This window comes from uncultured Brevundimonas sp. (assembly GCF_963975535.1).
GTDB lineage: Bacteria > Pseudomonadota > Alphaproteobacteria > Caulobacterales > Caulobacteraceae > Brevundimonas.
In genome coordinates this window covers 87,524-109,182 of the sequence record NZ_CAXBHE010000009.1, presented here as the reverse complement: position 1 = coordinate 109,182, position 21,659 = coordinate 87,524, and the positions used below count along the sequence as shown (strand labels likewise).

The window sequence follows — 21,659 nt, the reverse complement described above, 5'->3', positions numbered from 1 at the left end:
TTTCCCGCCGAAGGCGATCATGGGCGGAACATCGTTTGGGGAGACTGTGATGAAAACGCTGCTATCGCTGGCGCTCGCTGCCGTGACGCTGGCCGCCGGTCCGGCGGCCGCCGAAAACTGGCACAAATTCTCGTACAGCAGCCGGATCGCCTACCTGGCCGACGTCGACAGCATCAGCGTGGAGGGCGAGGTGACCGCCATCCACGCCGCCAAGGTGCCGCAGTCCGGTGCCGCCGGCGACTATACCCATTCGGTCGACACCTTCACCTTCCGCTGCGGGGCCCGCCAGGTGCGGTCGATCCTGTCGGTCGACTATGGCCCTGACGGCACCGAGACCGGCCGGTTCGATGATGCCGAGGCTCCGTGGGACCCGCTGGTCCGCGACAGCTATCTCGACTTCCTCAAGGCCATCGCCTGCGACGGTGAACGCTCGAGCGAGGGCTCATGGCCGTCGATCGCCGCCTATGTGGACAGCCGCCGCCGCTAGGACAGCGGTTCCGGTTTCGCCCTAGACGTCGACGGCGGCGTCGAGGGCGTTTTCCTGGATGAACTCTCGGCGCGGCTCGACCACATCGCCCATCAGCTTGGCGAACAGGTCGTTGGCGTCTTCCTCGTGCTCGACCTCGACCTTGAGCAGGGTGCGGGCGTTGGCGTCGAGCGTGGTCTCCCACAGCTGTTCCGGGTTCATCTCGCCCAGACCCTTGTACCGCTGGATGGCCAGGCCCTTCTTGCCGGCCTCGAGCACGGCGGTCAGCAGGTCGAGCGGTCCGCGGATCGTGGTCGACTTGTCCTTGCGGCGGTAGACGGCCGGGGCGTCGAACAGGCCCTCGAAGGCCGTGGCCCGTTCGGCCAGACGGCGGGCGTCCAGCGAACGGATCAGGGCTTCTTCCAGCACCACCCGTTCGGACACGGCGCGACGGACGCGTTCGAACACCACGGCCCCCTGTTCGCCGGGCACGCCCGACCAGCTGCCGTCGCCTTCTTCGGCATAGAGATCGAGACGCGCGGCGGCGGCGGCGGCCTTGGTGGCCATGTCCGTGCCGTCGTCGGTGAACAGGCCGGCCAGGGCCGACTGTTCGATCGCGAACACCGGGGCGCGCTGGCTGAGACGGTCGACACCGGCCTTGAAGGCCTTGGCCTCGCGCACCAGCGACTGCAGGTCGAGGCCGGTGCGACGCTCGCCGGTCGGCAGGTCCAGCTCGGCCTCGGATGAGCCTTCCTCGATGAGGTAGGAGTCCATCTCGGCCTGGTCCTTCAGGTAGCGGCTCTGCTTGCCCTTGGAGACCTTATAAAGCGGCGGCTGGGCGATGTAGACGTGACCGCGGGTGATCAGTTCCGGCATCTGACGATAGAAGAAGGTCAGCAGCAGGGTGCGGATGTGGGCCCCGTCGACGTCGGCGTCGGCCATCAGGATGATCTTGTGATAGCGCAGCTTGTCGGCGTTGAAATCGTCACGGCCGATACCGGTGCCGAGCGCCAGGATCAGGGTGCCGATCAGCTCTGACGACAGCATCCGGTCGAAGCGGGCGCGCTCGACATTGAGGATCTTGCCGCGCAGCGGCAGCACGGCCTGGTTCTCGCGGTTGCGGGCCTGTTTGGCCGAGCCGCCGGCGGAATCGCCCTCGACGATGAACAGTTCGGACTTGGCCGGATCGCGCTCCTGGCAGTCCGCCAGCTTGCCCGGCAGGGAGCTGATTTCCAGCGCCGACTTGCGCCGGGTCAGGTCGCGGGCCTTGCGCGCGGCCTCGCGGGCCGAGGCGGCCTCGATGATCTTGCCGACGATCTGCTTGGCCTCGAGCGGGTGTTCCTCGAACCACTGCGACAGGCCCTCGGTGCACAGGCCCTCGACCGCCGGACGGACCTCGGACGAGACCAGCTTGTCCTTGGTCTGGGACGAGAATTTGGGATCCGGCACCTTGACCGAGAGCACACAGGTCAGGCCCTCGCGGGCGTCCTCGCCGGTGACGGAAACCTTCTCGCGCTTGCCCGCGCCGGAGCTCTCGATATAGGCCCCCATGACCCGGGTCAGGGAGGCGCGGAAGGCCGACAAATGGGTGCCGCCGTCGCGCTGGGGGATGTTGTTGGTGAAGCACAGCATCGTCTCGTGGTAGGAATCGTTCCACCACAGGGCGAGGTCGATCTCGATGTTTTCCTTCTTGCCCCGGATGACGATGACGTCCTTGAGGATCGGCGTCTTGGACTTGTCCAGGTGGCGCACGAAGGCCTCGACCCCGCCCTCGTAATGCAGGGTCTGTTCGACCGGTTCGACACCGCGATGGTCGGCGAGGCGGATGACCACGCCCGAGTTGAGGAAGGCCAGTTCGCGCAGCCGGTGTTCCAGCGTCTTCAGGTCGAAATCGATGTGCGAGAAGGTGGTGACCGACGGATAGAAGCTGACCTCGGTGCCGGACAGCACCTTGCCGTTGTCGCGCATCGGGGCGTCGCCGACGACGCGCAGGGGCGTGACGGTGTCACCGCGCTCGAAGCGCATCTGGTGGGCCTTGCCGTTGCGGTAGATCTTCAGTTCCAGCCAGTCGGACAGGGCGTTGACCACCGAGACGCCGACGCCGTGCAGGCCGCCGGACACCTTGTAGGAATTCTGGTCGAACTTCCCGCCGGCGTGCAGCTGGGTCATGATGACCTCGGCCGCCGAGACGCCTTCGCCCTCGTGAATGTCGGTCGGGATGCCGCGACCGTTGTCGGTCACGGTGACCGAGCCGTCGGCATTGAGGATGACCTGGACCAGGTCGGCGTGACCGGCCAGGGCCTCGTCGATGGCGTTGTCGACCACCTCATAGACCATGTGGTGCAGACCCGACCCGTCGTCAGTGTCGCCGATATACATGCCCGGCCGTTTGCGGACGGCATCCAGGCCCTTGAGAACCTTGATGGATTCAGCGCCGTAGGCGGCTTCTTCGGCGGTGTCTTCGTTGCGCGCCGTATCGTTCTGGTCGGTCATTCAATCGTCCGGAGACGCGGGCGGCTGGGGGTCTGGTAGGGCGGACCCGGCCCGCTGTTTCATGCATTCGGAAGGCGACCGATTCCGGCCGTTCCCGTCCTGTGTTTATATAGGAATTCGCGCAGCAAAAGCGAGCGGATACGGGGATTTCGGGACCGGGGCCTACGGGCCGCCGCGTACCGCGCACACCGGAGCCCCGCGCGCCGGTCCGGCCGCGGCTATGGGGGCATGGACGGAGCGCCGGGCGTCCGCCCGGAGACCGTGTGGGTATATGTTTCGGCGAACGTCTGACGCTCCGCGCGGACAGGCTTCCACATGCGCGGACCGTGGGCCTCGCTGTTGACGAGGGGTCCTTCTGCACACGGCGGGCAGGGATGGCAGCGACCATCTCCTGGACCGGTGCGGGTCTCCGCCCCGCCCCCTCGGCCGTCCGGCTTTTCACCCGGCTCGACCTCGCATCCCCGCGGCCAGCGACCCCGACAGGGGATCCGGCTCCGGGTTGCGCCCGCTCCATCCGCTCCCGCCGCCGCTGCGGATCGCCGGCCGAGCGAGCCCCCGTGCGACGGGACGGGGGAGAGTCTGGCACGCGCGGGGACCAGGGCGGGAAGATTAGGGGGTGGATTTGGTTAGGGGGTTGATGGGGCTAGGGTTTGAGTAGCGCCGATAGGGGGATTGTTGGCAAACACCTCGCATCGCCTCCCTCTCCCGGCGGGAGAGGGCTTGAGCCTCCGAGAGCGCAGCGATCGGTCAGGCGAAAGGGTGAGGGGTTATGGTGCGCCCGGGGGCGATACCGTACGCCCTCTCCCCAACCCCTCTCCCCCGGGAGAGGGGTTCTTTCCTACCCGAACCCGCCGCTCTCAACCTTTACGAACGTCGCGTGGCCGGTGAGGTCGGTGAACAGGTCGGCCTCGGTGCCGGTCAGGAAGGCCTGGAGGCCGAGGGCGATGATCTCCTCGAACAGGGCGGCGCGGCGACGGGCGTCGAGGTGGGCCGGGGCCTCGTCCAGCAGCAGGACCGGCGGCACGGCCGAGACGGAGCGCAGCCGGGTCACCTGGGCCAGGATCAGGTTCAGGACCAGGGCCTTCTGTTCGCCGGACGAGCCCTCGGCGGCGGGGCGGTTCTTCTCGCGGTGCAGGGCGGTCAGGTCCGAGCGGTGCGGACCGAACAGGGAGCGGCCGGCGGCGGCGTCGCGGGGGCGGGATCGCAGCAGGCCCTCGCGGATCGCGGCGGCGATGGCGTCCAGGTCGGCCCCGGCGGCGGCCATGGATTCGGCCTCGCCGGTCAGGCCCAGATCGGCCTGGGGAAAGGGGCGGTCGCCGCGGGCGTCGATCCCGGCCTGGAGCACGGCCAGGGCGGCGGTGCGGGCCGTGGCGGCGCGGGCCCCGGCCTCGCCCAGTCGCAACTCCAGCGCGTCCAGCCACAGGGGGTCGGCCTCGCGCCCCCCCTTTTCAGAATTGGCGGCCCCGTCGGTCAGCAGACGCAGCCGCTCACGCAGGGCCTTCTCATAGCCGGCCACCACCGCCGCATGGTCGGGCACGGCGGCGAACACCAGACGGTCGAAGAATTTGAGCCGGGCGGCGCGGGCGTCGGAGAACAGCCGGTCCTGTTCGGGCGTGGCCCAGACCGGGCGCAGCCAGTCGAGCAGCCGCCCCGGCTGGGCCGTCTCGCCGTCGATGCGGACGATGCGCCGCGCGGCCCCGGGGGACTGGACGCCGGTGCCGAGGCGAACTTCGTCGCCGCCGCCGGCATCAAGGGTCAGGGCCACGGCCCAGGCCCGGCCGGTCGCCTCGCCCGGTTCGCGCCGGCCCATCTCGACCGCCGTGGCCGCGCGCAGGCCGCGGCCGGGGGTGAACAGGCTGAGCGCCTCGAGCAGATTGGTCTTGCCCGCGCCATTGGGCCCGTACAGCACCACCGGCCCCGCCGGGACCGGCAGGGTGGCGCTCGCATAGGACCGGAAATCGGTGAGGGTGAGGGACTGGATACTCAAAATTCCGCTCATCCCGGCGAAAGCCGGGACCCAGTCCTTTGGCTCAGACACTGTACTCGACAAGTACCTGATCCCACAGATCCACCCAGCCGGGATTGGCGCGCTCGATCAACTCCAGCTTCCAGAGACGTTTCCATTCCTTGATCTGGCGCTCCCGGACAAAGGCTGCATGCCGCGTTTCGTGGACCTCATACCAGACGAGCATGGCCACCCCGTATTTGGCGGTGAAGCCCGGCCGGACCTTGTCCCGGTGTTCACTGACCCGGCGGATCAGGTCGTCGGTCGAACCGGTATAGAGCGTGCCATTGCGCCCGCTGGCGACGATGTAGGTGAAAAACGCCAACCGGAACCTCCGTACCTCACGAAAGCACTGGGTCCCGGCTTTCGCCGGGATGAGCGGATTTGTGTGAGCCCCTACACCCGCAGCGGCATCAGCACATACTGGACGCCGGGGTCGCCCGGATCGAGGACCAGGGTCGGGCTGGCCGGGTCGGCGAACATGAAGGTGGCGTTCTCGCCGGTGATCTGGCCGGCGACGTCCAGCAGGTAGCGGGCGTTGAAGCCGATCTCGAACGGTTCCTCGGAATAGCCGATCTCGACCTCCTCGACGCCCTGGCCGGCCTCCATGTTGCGCACGGTCAGGGTGACGCGATCCAGCTCGAAGGCCAGTTTCACCGAACGGCTCTTCTCGGCCGAGATGGTGGCGACGCGGTCGACCGCGTTCTTGAAGGTGGCGTTGTCGATGTCGGCGCGCTTGTCGTTCCCCTTGGGGATCACGCGCATATAGTCGGGGAAGGCCCCGTCGATGACCTTGGAGGTCAGGGAGGCCTGGCCGAATTCGAAACGGATCTTCTGCGGGCTGACCTGGACCTCGACCGGGCCGGAGCCGTCGTCGAGCAGGCGACGCACCTGGTCGACGGTCTTGCGCGGCACGATGACGCCGGGGCCGCCGGCCGCGCCGTCGGGGGCCGGGGTCTCGGCCAGGGCCAGGCGGTGACCGTCGGTGGCCACGGCGCGCAGCAGCGGCACCCCGGCCTCGGCCACGGTGTGCAGATACAGGCCGTTCAGATAGTAGCGCGTCTCCTCGGTCGAGACGGCGAAGCGGGTCTTGTCGATCAGCCGGGCCAGGTCGTCCTTGGCCACGGCATAGCGGGTGCCGCCGGTGTCGGCCGACATGACCGGGAAGTCACCGGCCGGCAGCACCGGCAGGTTGAATTTCGAACGCCCGGCCGAGACGGTCAGCCGCGGATCGTCGCTGTTGTAGGTCAGCGAGACCTCGGCCCCCTCGGGCAGTTTGCGGATGATCTCGTACAGGGTGTGGGCCGGGGCGGTGATCTGCCCCTCGACCTGGACCACGGCCTCGGCCTCGTCGACCATCTCCATGTCGAGATCGGTGGCGGCGAAGGCCAGCTTGTCGCGACCGGCGCTGAGCAGGACGTTCGACAGGATCGGAATGGTGTTGCGGCGTTCGACCACGCTCTGCACATGGCCGAGGGCCTTCAGGAGCGCGGATCGTTCGATGGTCAGCTGCATGTCGTCTCGCCCGGGATGCGACGACTCAGGATCGTCGCTGCGACTGGAGGGCCTTGGACACTAGCGGATTGGTGGCGCGGGGCAAGGAACCCTGTAGGGCTTGGGGCTTAGGGCTTAGGGAGCACCCACCGGCAGATGGGGATAATCGGCGGAAAGACGCCGGATACGCCCGTCTCAAGACCCAAGACCTAAGCCCTAAGCCCTGCTCACTACCCCCGGAGCTTGCGGGTCAGGGCCTCGACGTCGCGGGCGATCTGGTCGTCCTGCGGCATCAGTTCCTCGATCTTGCGGACCCCGTGCAGGACGGTGGTGTGATCGCGCCCGCCGAAGCGACGACCGATGTCCGGATAGGAGCGGGTCGTGTGCTGCTTGCACAGCCACATGGCGATCTGGCGCGGGCGGGCCACCGACCGGGTGCGGCGCTCGCTGAGCAGGTCGGCCTGTTTCATGTTGAAATGCTCGGCCACCGTCTTCTGGATCTCGTCGACGGTGATGCGCCGCTCGGGCCCGCCGCGCAGGGCGGCCCCCAGAAGCCCCTGGGCCTCCTCGACGGTCAGGGCCGACAGGCGGGTGCCGGCCACGGCGGCCAGGGTGTTCACGGCCCCCTCGAGCTCGCGCATCGAACCGGGGGTGCGGTCGACCAGATGTTCGAGCACCTCGGGCCGGACGTCGCCGGAGACGACGCCGAGGCGGCCAAGGGCGGCCAGACGGTTGCGGGCCACGGCCAGCTTCAGCACACGGTCGGCCGGTTCAACCGGGCAGGTCAGACCCGAGGCCAGGTGGCTGCGCAGGCGCGGCTCGACCTCGGTCAGGGCCATCGGCGGCCGGTCGGCCGACAGGACGATACGTTTGCCGTCCTCGATCAGGGCGGTCAGGGTCGACAGCAGCTCTTCCTGGGTCGAGGCCTTGCCGCCGACGAACTGGACGTCGTCGATCAGCAGCATGTCGGCACTGCGCAGGCTGTCCTTGAAGGCGGCGGTCGAGCGGTCCTGCATGGCGCGCACGAAGGTCGACAGGAAGCGTTCGGCGGTCAGATAGACGACCTTGGCGTCAGGGCGGAGACGCTGGGCCTCCCAGGCGATGGCGTTGAGCAGGTGGGTCTTGCCGTAGCCGTAGGGGCCGCAGAAGAAGATCGGATTGAAATGGCCGTCGGCCCAGGCGGCGGCCTGGCGGGCGATGGCCAGGGCGAAGGCGTTGCCCTGGCCCTCGACGAAGCTGTCGAAGGTCAGGCGGTCCTGCAGGCCGGCGGCGCGCACGGCGCGGGCCCCGTCGGCGACCGGTCCCACGGTGGGGCGCGGCATCGGCATCACGGCGGCCAGTTCACCGCGGGCGGCGCTGACGGCCGAGGCCGGCGGGGTCGAACTCATTTCGGCGCGGCAGCGCACGTCGAGATGCCGCGACAGGCCGTCGAGGCCGAGCCACAGCTCGTTCATGCGACGCAGGGCGTTCTTGCGCACCCAGTCCCGGGCATAGGCGGTCGGGGTGACCAGGATCAGCTGGCCGGCACCGTCAACCCGCACGGCCGACGGAGCGATGTAGGAGCTGAACGGACCTTCACCGATTTCGGTACGCAGACGACCCGCTGCCTCGGTCCAGATGCGATCCGGATCCGTCATGCTCGCCATTGCCACGCCCCCCGCCATATCAATCACCCACCCTACTAAAACCAACAAACAGACCGCACTTCAAAGCCGCCAGAACCGAGGACGACTTCTCCTGCCCCGCAAAGCGTGGTGCTTTGCAGGCGGGGTCATACTCTCGAACAGACGTCTCACGCCGACGCGATACACAGGTTCCGCGCTGCCTTCGTCCCTTGCGGGATGGAGGTGCGTAAGAGCCCAAAACTTACCCTCAGCGCGGGTTGGGTCAACGCTGATTCGCGACTCGAATTGCAGTTAAATTGTTTGACTCCGCTAAAGCCAAAGCAGCGTTGAGGAAAACTTCAATTCCCCGTTCAGGCGAGCGCGGAATCCCCTCGCGGGACTTACCTGCGGACGTGGAAACGGCGAGGGAGCGGTTGCGCCCTCGCCGTTGGAATCCATAATTTTTCGCATGACGGTCCGACGAAGGGCCGTCCGCAGGCGTCCTAAGTCAGGCGGCAGACAGCTTCTTCAGCTGGGCGGCCAGACGGGACACTTTCCGCGAACCGGTGTTCTTGTGAACCACGCCCTTGGAGACCGCGCGCATCAGCTCGGACTGGGCCTCGATGAAGGCCCCCTTGGCGGCGGAGGCGTCACCCGAGGTGACGGCTTCCTGGAATTTGCGGAGGAAGGTGCGAACTCGCGTGCGTCGCGCCTTGTTGACCTCGGTACGGGCCGCGATCTTGCGGACCGCCTTCCGGGCGCCGGGGTTGTTAGCCATCTGAAAAAACCTTCAACGGAAAACGCCGCAGACCAAGCGTCCACGGCGTGAAATCTCAAGAGCGCGCGGATATAGCTGAAAGGGTTGAGGGGGTCAACGCGAGTCAGCGCCCCGTGAAATTCGGCTTCCGCTTTTCGACGAAGGCCGACATCCCTTCCTTCTGGTCCTCGAAGGCGAACAGGGAATGGAACAGGCGGCGCTCGAACTGGACGCCCTGGGTCAGGGTGGTCTCGAAGGCGGCCCCGACCATCTCCTTGTTGGCCATCACGGCGAGGAGCGACTGGGCGGCGATCTTCGCGGCCACGGCGCGGGCCTCGTCCAGCAGGGTGTCGGCGGGGACGACACGCGACACCAGGCCGGCACGCTCGGCCTCGTCCGCATCCATCATCCGGCCGGTCAGAACCATCTCCATCGCCTTGGCCTTGCCCACGGCCCGGGTCAGGCGCTGCGAACCGCCGATGCCGGGGGCGACGCCGAGGTTGATCTCGGGCTGGCCGAACCGGGCCTTGTCCGAGGCGAGGATGAAGTCGCACAGCATGGCCAGCTCGCAGCCGCCGCCGAGGGCGAAGCCGTTGACCGCAGCGATGATCGGCTTGCGGAAACGGGTGATGCGATCGTGGCCGAGGGCGAAGAAATTGCCCGTATACATCTGGGCATAGGTCTGGTCGGCCATCTCCTTGATGTCGGCCCCGGCCGCGAACGCCTTGGGACCCGAACCGGTCAGGATCAGGCAGCGGACGCTGTCGTCCTGTTCGACGGTGTCGAGGAAGGCGGCCAGCTCGGCGAACAGGGTCGAGTTCAGCGCGTTCAGCGCCTCGGGCCGGTTCAGGGTCACCAGCGCATAGCCGTCGGCATGGCGTTCGATCAGCAGGGTGGAATAGCTGTCAGACATGATGGTGCTCCTCTGGGTCGGAGGCGACGTCTAGCGCGTCATCCGGTCCACTGGAACACCTCACCGATCTCGACACCGAACACGGCGGCGATGCGAAAGGCGGCTTCCAGCGACGGCGAGTATTTGCCCTGCTCCATCGCGACGATGGTCTGGCGGGTCATGCCGATCCGGGCCGCCAGATCCGCCTGGGTCATTTCTCCGGCGTGAAAGCGCAGCTCACGGATGCGGTTGCGGATCGGTGGCGGCGTCCTGACCATCAGCCGACCCGTCGGGACAGGACGACCGAAACCAGGTGCCGGATCGCCTCCGCCAGGGCCAGGGCCAGCACCACGCCATTGACGGCGATAAGCGCCGCGGTCGACAGCGGTTCGGTGCCCAGCAGGTCGGGCTGTTTGACGGCATAGACATAGGCGAAGGCCGACAGGCCGCCGAGCAGGGTGCCGAGAACGAGAAAGGCCGCATTGCTGGCCTTCAGGGCGATGGCCTGCTCGCGCTCATCCTGGATCGCCACTTCGGCGCGCGGGCCACTGCGGGCGGCGACCACCGCGCTGACGGCATGGCTGACCACCAGGACGATGACGCAGGCAAACAACAGCCAGCGCGACCGGTCCGCGGTCAGGGTGCCATCACCCGCCATCTGGGCCAGGCGGACGAAATAGAAGCCCCAGACCAGGACAATGGTCACCAGGGCAGACCAGGACAGCTTTTCCTTGAACGACATTGTCTTCCTCATTTCCAGATGGGGAAGTCGTGTCCCATAAAGCGGACACGATGTCTATTATTTTTTACATCGAGTCCGGTATGTCAGACACCAACCATCGTCGCCAGCTTGAGGACGGTGTTCCAGTTGCGCCCGGTGCCGGTGCCGGTCAGGCGTGGCACCGCCCGCGCGGCCATCCGCGAATGACCGATGCCGTCGGCGCACCAGAGATAGAGAGTCCCGCCGACGGCGGCGACCCGCTCATCCCCGGTCGCCAGCCCCTGCAGGGTCGCGACGGTACCGTCCGCGACGCCGGCCTTCATGATCATGACCAGCAGCCGGCTGCCGTCGACCGCAGCCTGGGCCGGGAAGGGGTTGGCGGCGATCAGGGCCGTCCATTGATCCGGCGTGCGCACCATCACCTCTATCGGGCGGCCGAAGCGGGCGGCGATGCCCGCTTCCAGCCGGGCTTCCAGACCGGCCGGATCGGCGGCGCTGTCGACGACCAGATTGCCGCTGGCCAGCAGGGTGCGGGGGTTGGCCAGACCGAGGGCGTCGGCCACGGCCTTCAGCTCGGTCATCAGAACCTTGACCCCGCCGACATTGACGCCGCGCAGCAGGCAGACGCGCTGGTTCATGGGCTCAGTCCTTCGGGCAGACCGGGCAGAAGAAGGTCGAGCGGCCGCCCTGGACGATGCGGGTGACGGTACCGGTGCAGCCGTCGGACAGGCAGGGCTGACCCTCGCGGCCATAGACGTCGAAGCGATGCTGGAAATAGCCCTGGCCGCCCTCGGCATTGGCGAAGTCCTTGAGCGTCGAGCCGCCGGCGGCGATGGCCTCGGTCAACACGTCGCGGATCACGGCGGCCAGATGTTCCAGCCGCGGGCGGCTGATCCTGCCCGCGGCAGTCAGGGGCGAGATACGGGCGCGGTACAGGGCCTCGCACACATAGATATTGCCGAGGCCGGCGACGTGGCGCTGGTCCAGCAGGCTGACCTTGATGGACGGTTTGCGGCCGGCGAAGGCCTCGGCCAGGTGCGCGCCGGAAAAGCCGTTGCCCAGAGGCTCGGGACCGAGGCCGGCGAACCAGGGATGGGTGTCGAGCGCCCCGGCGGCGATCAGTCCCATGAAGCCGAAGCGGCGGGCGTCGGTATAGCCGACGCGGGTGACGAGCGACCCCGAGACGGCGTCCAGACTCATATGTTCATGCTTGCCGGTGACCGGGGCGGCCTGGACGAAGTCGCCGGGCGCGACCCCGCCCAGGGTGAAGCGCCCGGTCATGCCCAGATGGGTGACCCAGGTCTCGCCGGTCGACAGGGTCGCCAGCAGATATTTGGCGCGCCGGTCGATGCGCTGGACGGTGACCCCCTCCAGCCGGTCGATGAACCGCTCGGGAAAGGGAAAGCGCAGGTCGGGCCGGTTCTGGCGCACCGCCGTCAGACGCGCGCCGACAAGGACGGGCTCGAGGCCACGGCGGACAGTTTCGACTTCGGGCAGTTCGGGCATGAGGCGGGGGTCTGGAACGGGGGCGTGGGAGGTCGTGAGTCGTGAGTAGGGCTTAGGGCTTAGGGCTTAGGGCTTAGGGCTTGGGACGGGGACAGGCCGGTGCGTCTTCCTACTCCCCAAGCCCTACTCACTACTCACTACTCACTACTCACTACTCACTAGCCTCTCCTGCTGTTTCCGGCCTAGCCTCATCCGAAGACGGAGAGACCCCACGATGACCGACGCCCCTGCAAAGCCGGCCAAGCGGCTGGAACTGACCCTGCGCGCCCTGGTGCTGGGGTCGCTGCTGGCGCTCGTGTTCACGGCGGCCAATGTCTATCTGGGCCTGCGGGTCGGCCTGACCTTCGCCTCGGCCATTCCCGCCGCGGTGATCTCGATGGCGGTGCTGCGGGCGTTCCGGTCCTCGACCATCTGGGAGAATATGACGGTCCAGACGGTGGCCTCGGTCGGCGGGGCCATGGGGGCGATCATCTTCGTGCTGCCGACCCTGGTCATGGTCGGCTGGTGGACCGCCTTCCCGTTCTGGACCTCCTTCATGATCTGCGCCTTCGGCGGGGTGCTGGGCGTGACCCTGTCGATCCCGCTGCGCCGCGCCCTGGTGGTCAACACCGACCTGCCCTACCCCGAGGGCGTCGCCGCCGCCGAGGTGCTGAAGGTCGGCTCGCGCGGCGCGGACCAGACCGAGGCGGCCGTGCGCGAGAACAAGGCCGGCCTGGTCACCGTCATCGTCGGGGCCGTGAGCTCGACCGCCTTCGCCTTTCTCGCCTCGGCCCGGGTGTTCACCGCCGAGGCGGTTACCTATTTCCGCCTGCCGACCGCCCTGGGGGGCGGCGCCACCGGCATGGGCGGCGGCGTGTCGATGGCCCTGCTCGGGGCGGGCCATCTGATCGGTCTGACCGTCGGCCTGTCGATGATGGCCGGGCTGGTCATCGCCTGGGGCGTGGCCGTGCCGTTGCTGACCGCGATGCAGAACACCCCCGGTGCGGCCGAGGCGGCGGCGATGGATGTGTGGCTGAACCAGGTGCGCTTCATCGGAGCCGGGGCCATCGGTGTGGCCGCCCTGTGGACCCTGACCAAGCTGGTCCGGCCGCTGGTGCTGGGCCTGACCGCAGCCCTGGCGGCCCAGGCCAGGCGCGCCACCTCGCAGACGCTGGACCGGGTCGAGCAGGACATTCCGATCGGCCTGGTCGGGCTGGCGTCGCTGGCCGCGGTCGCCGCCATCGGGGTGCTGCTGTGGAGCTTCACCGCCGGAACACCGCTGGCCCCGCATGCGCCGATGCTGGTCGTCGGCGGCCTGTTGTATGTGATCGTGATCGGCTTCGTCGTGGCCTCGGTCTGCGGCTATATGGCCGGGTTGATCGGGTCCTCGAACAGCCCGGTGTCCGGCGTCGGTATCCTGGCGGTGATCGTCGCCACCCTGATGATGGTCGCGGCCATGCGGCTGGCCGATATCCCGGCCGACCCCTCGGTCATCGCGTATGCCCTGCTGGTCACCGCCGTGGTCTTCGCCATCGCCGTGATCGCCAATGACAATCTGCAGGATCTGAAGACCGGTCAGCTGGTCGAGGCGACGCCGTGGCGGCAACAGACAGCCCTGATCGTCGGCGTCATCGCCGGATCGCTGGTCATTCCGCCGATCCTCGACCTGCTGAACGGGGCCTATGGCTTCGTCGGCGGCCCGGCGGCCACGGTCGTCGGGGCCCAGCCCCTGCCCGCGCCCCAGGCCACGCTGATCTCGTCGCTGGCGCGGGGGGTCATCGACGGCAATCTGCCGTGGAATTTCATCGGCATCGGCATCGCCCTGGGCGTGGCCATCATCGTCGTCGACGAGATTCTGGGGGCCCGCACCCGGGCGCGGCTGCATCCGCTGGCCGTGACCCTGGGCATCTATCTGCCGTTCTCGGTGGTCTCGACCGTCGTGGTCGGGGCCGTCGCCGGGCGGATCTATGACGGGGTGGTGTCGACGACACCGTTCGCGGCCGTGGCGCGTCGACTGGGCGTGCTGCTGGCCTCGGGCCTGATCGTCGGCGAGAGCCTGTTCGGGGTGTTTACCGCGGCGGTGATCGTCAGCAGCCGCAACAGCGCCCCGTTCGCCCTGTTGCCGGAGGGATCGGCCTGGCCGGCGATGGCCGTGGGCGCGATCGCCTTCGTGATCGTGGTCGTCGGCCTGTACGGCTGGACCCGCGGCCGGGCGGCGAAGGTCTAGCCCGGCGCGCTTCCACCGAGTCCCGTTCGGCCACCGCCCCGACCTCGCCGTTTTTGGTCGCTAGGACATCCGCCGATTGGTCGGGCGGCGTGTTTCGCACGCTCTGGCCTTTGCGTGCGCGTCCCTGTATGAGGCGCGCGCTCCCTGAACTGTCGCTCTTTCTCCGCGGCCCGCCCGGTTCATCCCGTTCGCCGGCCGCTTTTCACGTCTGATATCAAAATGAACATGCGCAACGTCGCCATCATCGCCCACGTCGACCATGGCAAGACCACCCTGGTGGACCAACTTCTGGCCCAGTCCGGCGTGTTCCGAGCCAATGAGGCGACGACCGAGCGCGCCATGGACTCCAACGACCAGGAAAAAGAGCGCGGGATCACCATCCTGGCCAAATGCACCTCGGTGCTGTGGAACGGCAAGGCGGGCGAGACCCGGATCAACATCATCGACACCCCCGGCCACGCCGACTTCGGCGGTGAGGTCGAGCGCATCCTGGGCATGGTGGACGGCTGCGTCATCCTGGTCGACGCCGAAGAGGGCGTGATGCCCCAGACCAAATTCGTGCTGACCAAGGCGCTGAAGATGGGCCTGCGCCCGATCCTGTGCATCAACAAGGTCGACCGCGCCCACGCCGATCCCGACCGGGTCCATAACGAGACCTTCGACCTGTTCGCCGCCATCGGCGCGACCGACGAGCAGCTGGACTTCCCGCACATCTACGCCTCGGGCCGCAACGGCTGGGCGACGCTGGACCTGAACCAGCCCAACGACAACCTGGCCCCGCTGTTCGACCTGATCGTCGATCACGTCCCGGCCCCCAAGGTGCAGGAGAACAAGGACAAGCCGTTCCAGATGCTGAACGTGCTGATCGAGTCCGACCCCTTCCTCGGCCGTCTGCTGACCGGCCGGATCGAGAGCGGCAAGGCCGTTCCCGGCATGGCCATCCACGCCCTCGATCGCGACGGCAAGGAAATCGAGCGCGGCCGCATCACCAAGGTCCTGGCCTTCCGCGGCCTGAAGCGCACGGCGCTGGACGAGGGCTCCGAGGCCGGCGACATCGTCGCCATCGCAGGCCTGTCCAAGGCCACCGTGGCCGACACCCTGTGCGCCATGGAGGTCACCGACGCCCTGCCGGCCCAGCCGATCGATCCGCCGACCATCTCGATGACCGTCTCGGTCAACGACAGCCCGCTGGCCGGTCGCGAAGGCGACAAGGTTCAGTCGCGCGTGATCCGCGACCGCCTGCTGAAGGAGGCCGAGGCCAACGTCGCCATCCGCGTCACCACCAGCGAGGGCGGCGACGCCTATGAGGTCGCCGGCCGCGGCGAACTGCAGCTGGGCGTGCTGATCGAGAACATGCGCCGCGAGGGCTTCGAGGTGTCGATCTCGCGTCCCCGCGTGGTCTACCAGACCGGCGAGAACGGCGAGAAGCTGGAGCCGATCGAGGACGTCATGATCGACGTCGACGATGAATATACCGGCATCGTGATCGAGAAGCTGTCGGCCCGTAAGGGCGAACTGAAGGACATGGGGCCGTCGGGTGCCGGCAAGACCCGCATCAGCCTGATGTGCCCGTCGCGGTCGCTGATCGGCTACCAGGGCGAGTTCCTGACCGACACGCGCGGGTCGGGCGTGCTGAACCGGGTGTTCAGCCACTATGAGGCGCACAAGGGCCCCATCGAGGGTCGCCTGAAGGGCGTGCTGGTCTCCAACTCGGACGGCGAGACCGCCGCCTTCGCCCTGTGGAACCTCGAGGACCGCGGCGTGATGTTCGTGGGCTCCGGCGAGAAGACCTACCAGGGCATGATCATCGGCGAGAACAGCCGCTGGGACGACCTCGACGTCAACCCGATCAAGGGCAAGGTGCTGAACAACATCCGCGCCTCGGGCAAGGACGAGGCCGTGCGCCTGACCCCGCCGCGCGCCATGTCGCTGGAACAGGCCATCGCCTATATCGGCGAGGACGAGCTGGTCGAGGTCACGCCGAAGTCGATCCGTCTGCGCAAGCAGATCCTGAACCCGAGCTTCCGCAAGAAGCGCGCCCGCCCCGAATAGGGTCGCGGCCCGAACCGGACCGGACACAAAAAAGGGCGGCCCCGGCGGGGCCGCCCTTTCTGGTTTATCCCCTCGCCGGCTCTAGCGGCGTTTGACCAGGCCCAGCAGGAACAGGAGGATGATCGCGCCGATGGTGGCGACGATGGTCGACCCGATCCAGCCGCCCCACGAGAAGCCGAGGGCATTGGCGAGAAAACCACCGATGACGGCACCGATGATGCCGACGATCAGGTTGGTGATCAGGCCGTGGCTGCGGCCCATGATCTTCTCGGCGAGAAAACCGGCGATGATACCAACGATGATCCAGAACAGAATGCTCATGAGTAAGTCCCTTCCCTAAAAAGCAAAGCTCCAGCCCATAATGCCCCGGCCACAATCCGGTTGCGTCGCACCTTGAAAGACGGCGTTCGGCGGTTTTCCCTCCGGACGCGAACGCGGCACGCCCCTTGCCGCATGAGAGGCGAGCCGTTCCGTTTCGGGACAGCGCACTACCAAGGGGATTTGGGGTCATGGCTACCGATATCGATCTTCACCTGGGGCGCCGCCTGCGTCGTCGTCGTCGCCTTCTGGGCCTGACGCAGCAGCAACTGGCCATGCAGGTCGGGATCCGCTTCCAGCAGATCCAGAAATACGAGTGCGGGGCCAACCGCATCTCGGCCGCCCGCCTGTGGCAGCTGGCCGAGGCGCTGGAGTCGCCGGTCAGCTATTTCTACGACGGGCTGGAAGAGGCGATCGAGCGACAGGAGGCTGCCGGCGCGAACGGTGGCGAGATGTTTTCCCGCAAGGAAACGCTCGACCTGATCCAGGCCTATTATCAGCTGGGCGAGCGGCCGCGCCGTCGCCTGCTGGACCTGGCCAAGTCGCTGCACGCCGAGGGCGACGCCGCCTGATCCCCCGGTCGGGGGTGGGCCGGGCTGTTTGATGGGTGACTTGCCGGCGGCCCTTGCTGTATGCCGCCGGCGATGACCGAGCTTGAAGCCTTTACCGTCGACCTGGCCCGCGAGGCGGCCCGGGTGTCCCTGCCCTTCTTCCGCAGCGTGTTCGCCCAGGAGGACAAGGGGGCCGGCGGGGCCTTTGATCCGGTGACCGAGGCCGATCGCGCGGCCGAGGCCGCCATCCGCCGCCGGATCGCCGCCCGCTATCCCGACCACGGGGTGATCGGCGAGGAATACGGCGAGGACCGCCCGGACGCCGAACATGTCTGGGTGCTGGATCCGATCGACGGCACCCGCGCCTTCATCGCCGGCCTGCCGGTCTGGACCTGTCTGATCGCCCTGCGCCACGCCGGCCGGCCGCGCATCGGGGCCATCGCCCAGCCCTATCTGGACGAGATCTTCCTGGGCGGCCCGTCGGGTGCCCGCCTGCTGAAGGGCGGCACCGAGACACCGCTGCGGACCCGGCCCTGTGCCGGACTGGACCAGGCGCTGATCGCCACCACCGACCCCGACCTGTTCACCCCGACCGAGCGCGCGGCCTGGACCCGGCTGCGCGCCGCCGCCCGCCTGGCCCGGCTGGGCTGCGACGCCTATGCCTATGCGATGGTGGCGGCCGGAACCATCGACCTGGTGGCCGAGAGCGACCTGAAGGTCTGGGACTGGTCAGCCCTGGTGCCGGTGATCGAGGCGGCCGGGGGGCGCGTCACCGACTGGCAGGGCGGGGCCCCGAACGCCGGCGGCCAGGTGCTGGCGGTCGGCGACGCGGGTCTGCTGGAACCGGCCCTGTCCGCCCTGGGCCGCGCCGCCGACGTCTAGCGCCGGCGATCAGGCGACTTCGGACGAATCCCTGGCCGCCTCGGGGGCGGGCTCCGGCGCGGATCCGGGCATCGACGGGGGGTCCTGGTCGCCGGACGCGCTGCCCCCGGCGTCCGCCCCGGGTGCGGGTCCGGCCGCGGGCTCGACCGGTGACAGGTCCTGGATCGGCGAGACATAGGCCGCCATCGCATCGAACTCTTCCAGGAAGACCCCGCGCAGGGCGTCGGTCTCCATGATGACCTCGTGTTTCGCCCCGGTCACCTCGACATAGCGCCCGCGGCTGAGCCGGCGGGCCGCCCATTTGTTGGTCTGCTTCCAGACCCGGTCGTCCTCGCCGGCCTGGACGATGGCCACCGGAATCTTGACGGATTTCAGAGCCTTGGGCTTCAGGGCCCGTTCACCCGCGTCGAGGGCGAAGGCCAGCCAGCCCCAGGTCGGGCCGCCCACCGCCAGGTGCGGGCAGGCGTACAGCTGCTGCCGCCACAGCTCATAGCGGGTCTCGTCCGAGGTCAGGGCGTCGTTCTCGAAGGTGTGGTCGAACGGATCATCGGCGTCGTCCAGCACATAGTCGCCGGCCTTGCCGTGGCGCAGGTTCCAGCGCGCCGCCAGCTTGACCGACCACATCGACCGCTTGCCGGTCTTGATGCGCAGCATCGGGCTGCACAGCACCGCGCCCGAGAAGCGGGTCTCGCCGGCTTCGAGCGTCATCAGGTTGAGCGTGGCCCCCATCGAATGGCCCAGCATGATCCACGGCTTGGGCGCGCGGGCCTCGAAGGTTTCCATCAGGCGGCCGTAGTCGTCGAGAAACTCCTCGACGGCCCGGGCGTGACCCTTGAGCCGGTCGGGCAGCAGCCGGGCGGACAGGCCCTGACCGCGCCAGTCATGCGCCAGCACACAGAAGCCGCGGGCGAGAAGATTGCCGATCAGTTCGAAATATTTCTCGATCGGTTCGGTGCGTCCGGTGCTGAGGACCACGGTGCCCCGCGGTTTGGCGGCCACCAGGGCCGACGGGGTCCACAGGGCCGCGCGCAGGCGCAGGCCGCCGGCTCCACGGAACCATTCGCCCTGCCCGCCGGGCGGAGGCGCTGCGCCCGGTACCCCCATCAGGGGGGCATTGGCGGCATAGGCTACGGCACGGTTCACTCGGGCTTCCTGAACTTCAAGGTCATGCGATCACTCTCGCCGATCGCGTCATATTTCTTCCGATCGAACGACGGATCGGGCGCCTCACCCCGCGCCGCCGTCAAACTCCGGGGCGGCAGGGTCTCCACGCCGAACGGATGATCCTTGGTATCCCTTTCATTCGCGTTGATTTCCGAGGACGCGACGAAAACAAACCCGGCCTCGGCCGCCAGCTGCCGGACGAAGGCCTCCTGGACATAGCCGTTGGCGGCGGCCGGATCCTGATCCTGGTCGGGGGCCAGACGGTGCTGCTCGATGCCGAGGATTCCGCCGGGCCGCAGGGCGGCATAGGCGTCGGAAAAGGCCTTTTCCGCCACGCCGGCGGCCATCCAAGCGTGGATGTTGCGCATGAACAGGACCAGATCCGCCGACCCCGCCGGGGCGACCGGGCCGCTGGTCGGCCCGAAGGCACTGAATTTGAGATCCCCGTAGAGTTTGCGATCCGCGGTGAAATGCGCCTGGAAGGCCGCCATCAGGGCCGACTGGGCAGGGTCGTCACCGCCCCCGGTCTGGAAGCCCGCCGCATAGTAGGTGCCGCCGCCGCGGGCCAGATAGGGGGCGATGATCTCGGTGTACCAGCCACTGCCCGGCCAGAAGTCGACCACCGTCATGTTCGGCTGCAGGCCGAAGAAACGCAGGGTCTCCATCGGGTGACGGGCCGGATCGCGCGCCTGGTCCTGGGCCCGCCACGCGCCGGCGACGGCCCATTCCAGCGAGCCGGCCGGCGGGCCGGTCGGCGCATCCTCGGCGACCGGCTCCTCGACCGCCTTGCCACGCCCGCAGGCGGCCAGCCCGGTCAGGACAACGGCAGAGGCACCGAAAAGCATGCCGCGACGCGACGCGACCAGTTGCCGGCCCTGCCAAGACTCACCCATACACATCCCCCGTGTCGTTGCGCCGCGTTCGCTGCGGCGGCCCCGACCGGGCTGGATTAACCACGTTCGCCCCTGTCGTCAAAATGACCATCGGCTCAGCCCGGCTTGCGGAACCGCAGGGTCATGCGATCGCTTTCGCCGACCGCATCATAACGGGCCCGCTCATCGGGGGTCAGGGTCTGACCCTGACCGGAGGAGCGCCGCACCGGCGGCAGGGTCCAGACCCCGAACGGGTGGTCATGATCGTCGCGCGGATTGGCGTTCAGCTCGCTGCGGCCGTCCAGCACGAAGCCGGCCTGTTCGGCGGCCGCGATGACGTAGGCCTCGGAGACATAGCCGGTCGGGGCGGTGACCGACACGTCCAGATCGCCGGGGCTGCGATGTTGCTCGACCGCCAGCACGCCACCCGGCTTCAGGGCCTGGAAGAAGGCGGCCATATAGGGGGCGGTGCGTCCGTCACGGGCCCAGTTGTGAAAGGCGCGGGCCACGACGACCATGTCGGCGCTGCCGTCGGCGACGCCCATGCCGTCAGCGGGGCGGTTGACGGCGACATAGGTGCCGCCGCTGTTGCGGGCATAGGGCTCCAGAATACCTCGCCACCAGCCGGCGGAGCCGGGCTCGATCTCGACCACCGTCAGGCCGGGCGTCAGGCCCCAGAAGGTCAGGGTTTCGAACGGGTGACGCGCGGCGTCACGGGCGGTGTCCGCCGCCGGGCGGGACGGATCGGCGATCACCGCACGAAGGGTTTCGTCCTCCTGCGGCACCGGGGGCACCATGGCCAGCCGCGCGTGGGCGGCGCGGTCCGCGGTCGGACCGCCGGCGATGGCCCCGCTTCGGGCGAGGGCCGTGGCGGGCAGGATCAGGGCGGTCGACAGGACCAGGGCGAGCAGACGCATCGGCGAACTCCACAGAAAACGGGAAGGTGATGGTTTTCATACGACGGATGGCGGCAGGGGCAAGTCACGATCCCGCACATCGCAATTGATCGGGGCGACACCCCCTTGACGTCCGCACGCCACTTCCCACATCGAATTCCGAGAGCGCCGGTTCCGGGCTCTCCAGACCAGGCGGGGCCCACAAGGGACCGTCACGGCCTGATCCCCACCGTCGTCCGGGGCCAAATCGCCGGACGACTCAACCTTGCTGACTCCCAGGAGGATGACCCATGCGTGCCTATGATTTTTCCCCTCTCTACCGTTCCGCCGTCGGTTTCGACCGGCTGGCGACCCTGCTGGAAACGGCCGCCCGAACCGGCGAGGCCGACGGCTGGCCGCCCTACAATATCGAAACCACCGGCGAAAACGCCTATCGTATCGAGATCGCCGTCGCCGGCTTCCGGCCCGACGAGCTGACCCTCGAGGTGAAGGAAAACCTGCTGACCGTCACCGGTCGCAAGACCGCCAATGACGACAGCAATGCCCGGTCCTTCCTTCACCGCGGCCTGGCCGAGCGGGATTTCGAACGCCGCTTCCAGCTGGCCGACTATGTGGTCGTGACCCAGGCCGACCTGGTCAACGGTCTTCTCAGCATCGAGTTGAACCGCGAGCTGCCTGAGGCGTTGAAGCCCCGTCGGATCGAGATCGGTACCAGTGCGCCGTTGCTCGAGGGCCGCAAGACCAAGGCCAAGGCCGCCTAGCGCGACCTTTCGAGACGAC

At 68.2% G+C, this 21,659-nt stretch carries 21 protein-coding genes; 6 read left to right on the top strand and 15 right to left on the bottom strand.

What is annotated here, in order from left to right:
* Positions 1–49: 49 nt before the first annotated feature.
* On the top strand, positions 50–487 hold the full coding sequence (locus AACZ75_RS12905) for a surface-adhesin E family protein (protein ID WP_339873353.1): 438 nt from the start codon (positions 50–52) through the stop codon (positions 485–487).
* A gap of 21 nt (positions 488–508) precedes the next feature.
* Here the strand turns inward: AACZ75_RS12905 and gyrB are convergent, their stop codons facing one another.
* From gyrB to mutM, 11 genes are all read right to left on the bottom strand, one after another.
* Positions 509–2,959, bottom strand: coding sequence for a DNA topoisomerase (ATP-hydrolyzing) subunit B (gene gyrB, locus AACZ75_RS12900; RefSeq protein WP_339873351.1), 2,451 nt, complete (start codon positions 2,957–2,959; stop codon positions 509–511).
* Between the two features lie 838 nt (positions 2,960–3,797).
* Positions 3,798–4,946, bottom strand: coding sequence for a DNA replication/repair protein RecF (gene recF, locus AACZ75_RS12895; protein WP_339873350.1), 1,149 nt, complete (start codon positions 4,944–4,946; stop codon positions 3,798–3,800).
* 43 nt (positions 4,947–4,989) lie between these two features.
* A complete protein-coding gene (locus tag AACZ75_RS12890) occupies positions 4,990–5,289 on the bottom strand; it encodes a GIY-YIG nuclease family protein (protein WP_339873348.1) in 300 nt (99 codons plus the stop codon).
* Between the two features lie 71 nt (positions 5,290–5,360).
* On the bottom strand, positions 5,361–6,479 hold the full coding sequence (dnaN, locus tag AACZ75_RS12885; RefSeq protein ID WP_339873346.1) for a DNA polymerase III subunit beta: 1,119 nt from the start codon (positions 6,477–6,479) through the stop codon (positions 5,361–5,363).
* A 209-nt stretch (positions 6,480–6,688) separates the two neighbouring features.
* Positions 6,689–8,122, bottom strand: a complete 1,434-nt coding sequence (gene dnaA, locus AACZ75_RS12880; protein ID WP_339873344.1) for a chromosomal replication initiator protein DnaA — start codon at positions 8,120–8,122, stop codon at positions 6,689–6,691.
* A 448-nt stretch (positions 8,123–8,570) separates the two neighbouring features.
* Positions 8,571–8,840, bottom strand: a complete 270-nt coding sequence (rpsT, locus tag AACZ75_RS12875; protein WP_339873342.1) for a 30S ribosomal protein S20 — start codon at positions 8,838–8,840, stop codon at positions 8,571–8,573.
* Positions 8,841–8,943: 103 nt separating this feature from the next.
* The gene (locus AACZ75_RS12870; protein ID WP_339873341.1) at positions 8,944–9,732 is read right to left on the bottom strand and encodes an enoyl-CoA hydratase-related protein; all 789 of its coding nucleotides are present in this window, start codon (positions 9,730–9,732) and stop codon (positions 8,944–8,946) included.
* Between the two features lie 38 nt (positions 9,733–9,770).
* The gene (locus AACZ75_RS12865; RefSeq protein ID WP_339873339.1) at positions 9,771–9,989 is read right to left on the bottom strand and encodes a helix-turn-helix transcriptional regulator; all 219 of its coding nucleotides are present in this window, start codon (positions 9,987–9,989) and stop codon (positions 9,771–9,773) included.
* Entirely contained in the window at positions 9,989–10,453 is a 465-nt protein-coding gene (locus AACZ75_RS12860) for a hypothetical protein (protein WP_339873337.1), read from the bottom strand. Before AACZ75_RS12860 ends, AACZ75_RS12865 begins: the two co-directional genes overlap by 1 nt.
* 83 nt (positions 10,454–10,536) lie before the next feature.
* Positions 10,537–11,070, bottom strand: a complete 534-nt coding sequence (locus tag AACZ75_RS12855; RefSeq protein WP_339873336.1) for a DUF1697 domain-containing protein — start codon at positions 11,068–11,070, stop codon at positions 10,537–10,539.
* Between the two features lie 4 nt (positions 11,071–11,074).
* Positions 11,075–11,938 carry a bifunctional DNA-formamidopyrimidine glycosylase/DNA-(apurinic or apyrimidinic site) lyase gene (mutM, locus tag AACZ75_RS12850; RefSeq protein WP_339873334.1) on the bottom strand — a complete coding sequence of 288 codons (864 nt, stop codon included), beginning with the start codon at positions 11,936–11,938 and terminating at the stop codon, positions 11,075–11,077.
* A 214-nt stretch (positions 11,939–12,152) separates the two neighbouring features.
* On the opposite strand from mutM, the gene AACZ75_RS12845 reads away from it, so the two are divergent.
* A complete protein-coding gene (locus tag AACZ75_RS12845; protein WP_339873333.1) occupies positions 12,153–14,144 on the top strand; it encodes an oligopeptide transporter, OPT family in 1,992 nt (663 codons plus the stop codon).
* Between the two features lie 219 nt (positions 14,145–14,363).
* Positions 14,364–16,196 (top strand): translational GTPase TypA, encoded by a 1,833-nt coding sequence (gene typA, locus AACZ75_RS12840; protein WP_339873332.1) that lies wholly within the window; start codon positions 14,364–14,366, stop codon positions 16,194–16,196.
* 81 nt (positions 16,197–16,277) lie between these two features.
* On the opposite strand, the gene AACZ75_RS12835 is transcribed toward typA, so the two are convergent.
* Positions 16,278–16,517 carry a GlsB/YeaQ/YmgE family stress response membrane protein gene (locus AACZ75_RS12835; protein ID WP_339873331.1) on the bottom strand — a complete coding sequence of 80 codons (240 nt, stop codon included), beginning with the start codon at positions 16,515–16,517 and terminating at the stop codon, positions 16,278–16,280.
* Between the two features lie 188 nt (positions 16,518–16,705).
* Here AACZ75_RS12835 and AACZ75_RS12830 point away from each other — a divergent pair, with 188 nt between their 5' ends.
* Complete coding sequence (locus AACZ75_RS12830) at positions 16,706–17,086, top strand: helix-turn-helix transcriptional regulator (protein WP_300446174.1); 381 nt, start codon at positions 16,706–16,708, stop codon at positions 17,084–17,086.
* A gap of 72 nt (positions 17,087–17,158) precedes the next feature.
* Positions 17,159–17,947, top strand: coding sequence for a histidinol-phosphatase (gene hisN, locus AACZ75_RS12825; RefSeq protein WP_339873330.1), 789 nt, complete (start codon positions 17,159–17,161; stop codon positions 17,945–17,947).
* Positions 17,948–17,956: 9 nt separating this feature from the next.
* Here hisN and AACZ75_RS12820 read toward each other — a convergent pair whose 3' ends face one another.
* From AACZ75_RS12820 to AACZ75_RS12810, 3 genes are all read right to left on the bottom strand, one after another.
* A complete protein-coding gene (locus tag AACZ75_RS12820) occupies positions 17,957–19,090 on the bottom strand; it encodes an alpha/beta hydrolase (protein WP_339873329.1) in 1,134 nt (377 codons plus the stop codon).
* Positions 19,087–20,004 (bottom strand): methyltransferase, encoded by a 918-nt coding sequence (locus AACZ75_RS12815; protein WP_339873327.1) that lies wholly within the window; start codon positions 20,002–20,004, stop codon positions 19,087–19,089. Before AACZ75_RS12815 ends, AACZ75_RS12820 begins: the two co-directional genes overlap by 4 nt.
* A gap of 95 nt (positions 20,005–20,099) precedes the next feature.
* On the bottom strand, positions 20,100–20,900 hold the full coding sequence (locus AACZ75_RS12810; protein WP_339873325.1) for a methyltransferase: 801 nt from the start codon (positions 20,898–20,900) through the stop codon (positions 20,100–20,102).
* Between the two features lie 269 nt (positions 20,901–21,169).
* On the opposite strand from AACZ75_RS12810, the gene AACZ75_RS12805 reads away from it, so the two are divergent.
* Positions 21,170–21,640 carry an Hsp20 family protein gene (locus AACZ75_RS12805; protein ID WP_339873323.1) on the top strand — a complete coding sequence of 157 codons (471 nt, stop codon included), beginning with the start codon at positions 21,170–21,172 and terminating at the stop codon, positions 21,638–21,640.
* The last annotated feature ends 19 nt before the right edge of the window (positions 21,641–21,659 follow it).

Coding starts and splice junctions, on each gene's coding strand:
- AACZ75_RS12905 (WP_339873353.1), top strand. CDS start 50: ATGAAAACGCTGCTATCGCTGGCGCTCGCTGCCGTGACGCTGGCCGCC.
- gyrB (WP_339873351.1), bottom strand. CDS start 2,959: ATGACCGACCAGAACGATACGGCGCGCAACGAAGACACCGCCGAAGAA.
- dnaN (WP_339873346.1), bottom strand. CDS start 6,479: ATGCAGCTGACCATCGAACGATCCGCGCTCCTGAAGGCCCTCGGCCAT.
- dnaA (WP_339873344.1), bottom strand. CDS start 8,122: ATGGCGGGGGGCGTGGCAATGGCGAGCATGACGGATCCGGATCGCATC.
- rpsT (WP_339873342.1), bottom strand. CDS start 8,840: ATGGCTAACAACCCCGGCGCCCGGAAGGCGGTCCGCAAGATCGCGGCC.
- AACZ75_RS12870 (WP_339873341.1), bottom strand. CDS start 9,732: ATGTCTGACAGCTATTCCACCCTGCTGATCGAACGCCATGCCGACGGC.
- AACZ75_RS12865 (WP_339873339.1), bottom strand. CDS start 9,989: ATGGTCAGGACGCCGCCACCGATCCGCAACCGCATCCGTGAGCTGCGC.
- AACZ75_RS12860 (WP_339873337.1), bottom strand. CDS start 10,453: ATGTCGTTCAAGGAAAAGCTGTCCTGGTCTGCCCTGGTGACCATTGTC.
- AACZ75_RS12855 (WP_339873336.1), bottom strand. CDS start 11,070: ATGAACCAGCGCGTCTGCCTGCTGCGCGGCGTCAATGTCGGCGGGGTC.
- mutM (WP_339873334.1), bottom strand. CDS start 11,938: ATGCCCGAACTGCCCGAAGTCGAAACTGTCCGCCGTGGCCTCGAGCCC.
- AACZ75_RS12845 (WP_339873333.1), top strand. CDS start 12,153: ATGACCGACGCCCCTGCAAAGCCGGCCAAGCGGCTGGAACTGACCCTG.
- typA (WP_339873332.1), top strand. CDS start 14,364: ATGAACATGCGCAACGTCGCCATCATCGCCCACGTCGACCATGGCAAG.
- AACZ75_RS12835 (WP_339873331.1), bottom strand. CDS start 16,517: ATGAGCATTCTGTTCTGGATCATCGTTGGTATCATCGCCGGTTTTCTC.
- AACZ75_RS12830 (WP_300446174.1), top strand. CDS start 16,706: ATGGCTACCGATATCGATCTTCACCTGGGGCGCCGCCTGCGTCGTCGT.
- hisN (WP_339873330.1), top strand. CDS start 17,159: ATGACCGAGCTTGAAGCCTTTACCGTCGACCTGGCCCGCGAGGCGGCC.
- AACZ75_RS12815 (WP_339873327.1), bottom strand. CDS start 20,004: ATGGGTGAGTCTTGGCAGGGCCGGCAACTGGTCGCGTCGCGTCGCGGC.
- AACZ75_RS12810 (WP_339873325.1), bottom strand. CDS start 20,900: ATGCGTCTGCTCGCCCTGGTCCTGTCGACCGCCCTGATCCTGCCCGCC.
- AACZ75_RS12805 (WP_339873323.1), top strand. CDS start 21,170: ATGCGTGCCTATGATTTTTCCCCTCTCTACCGTTCCGCCGTCGGTTTC.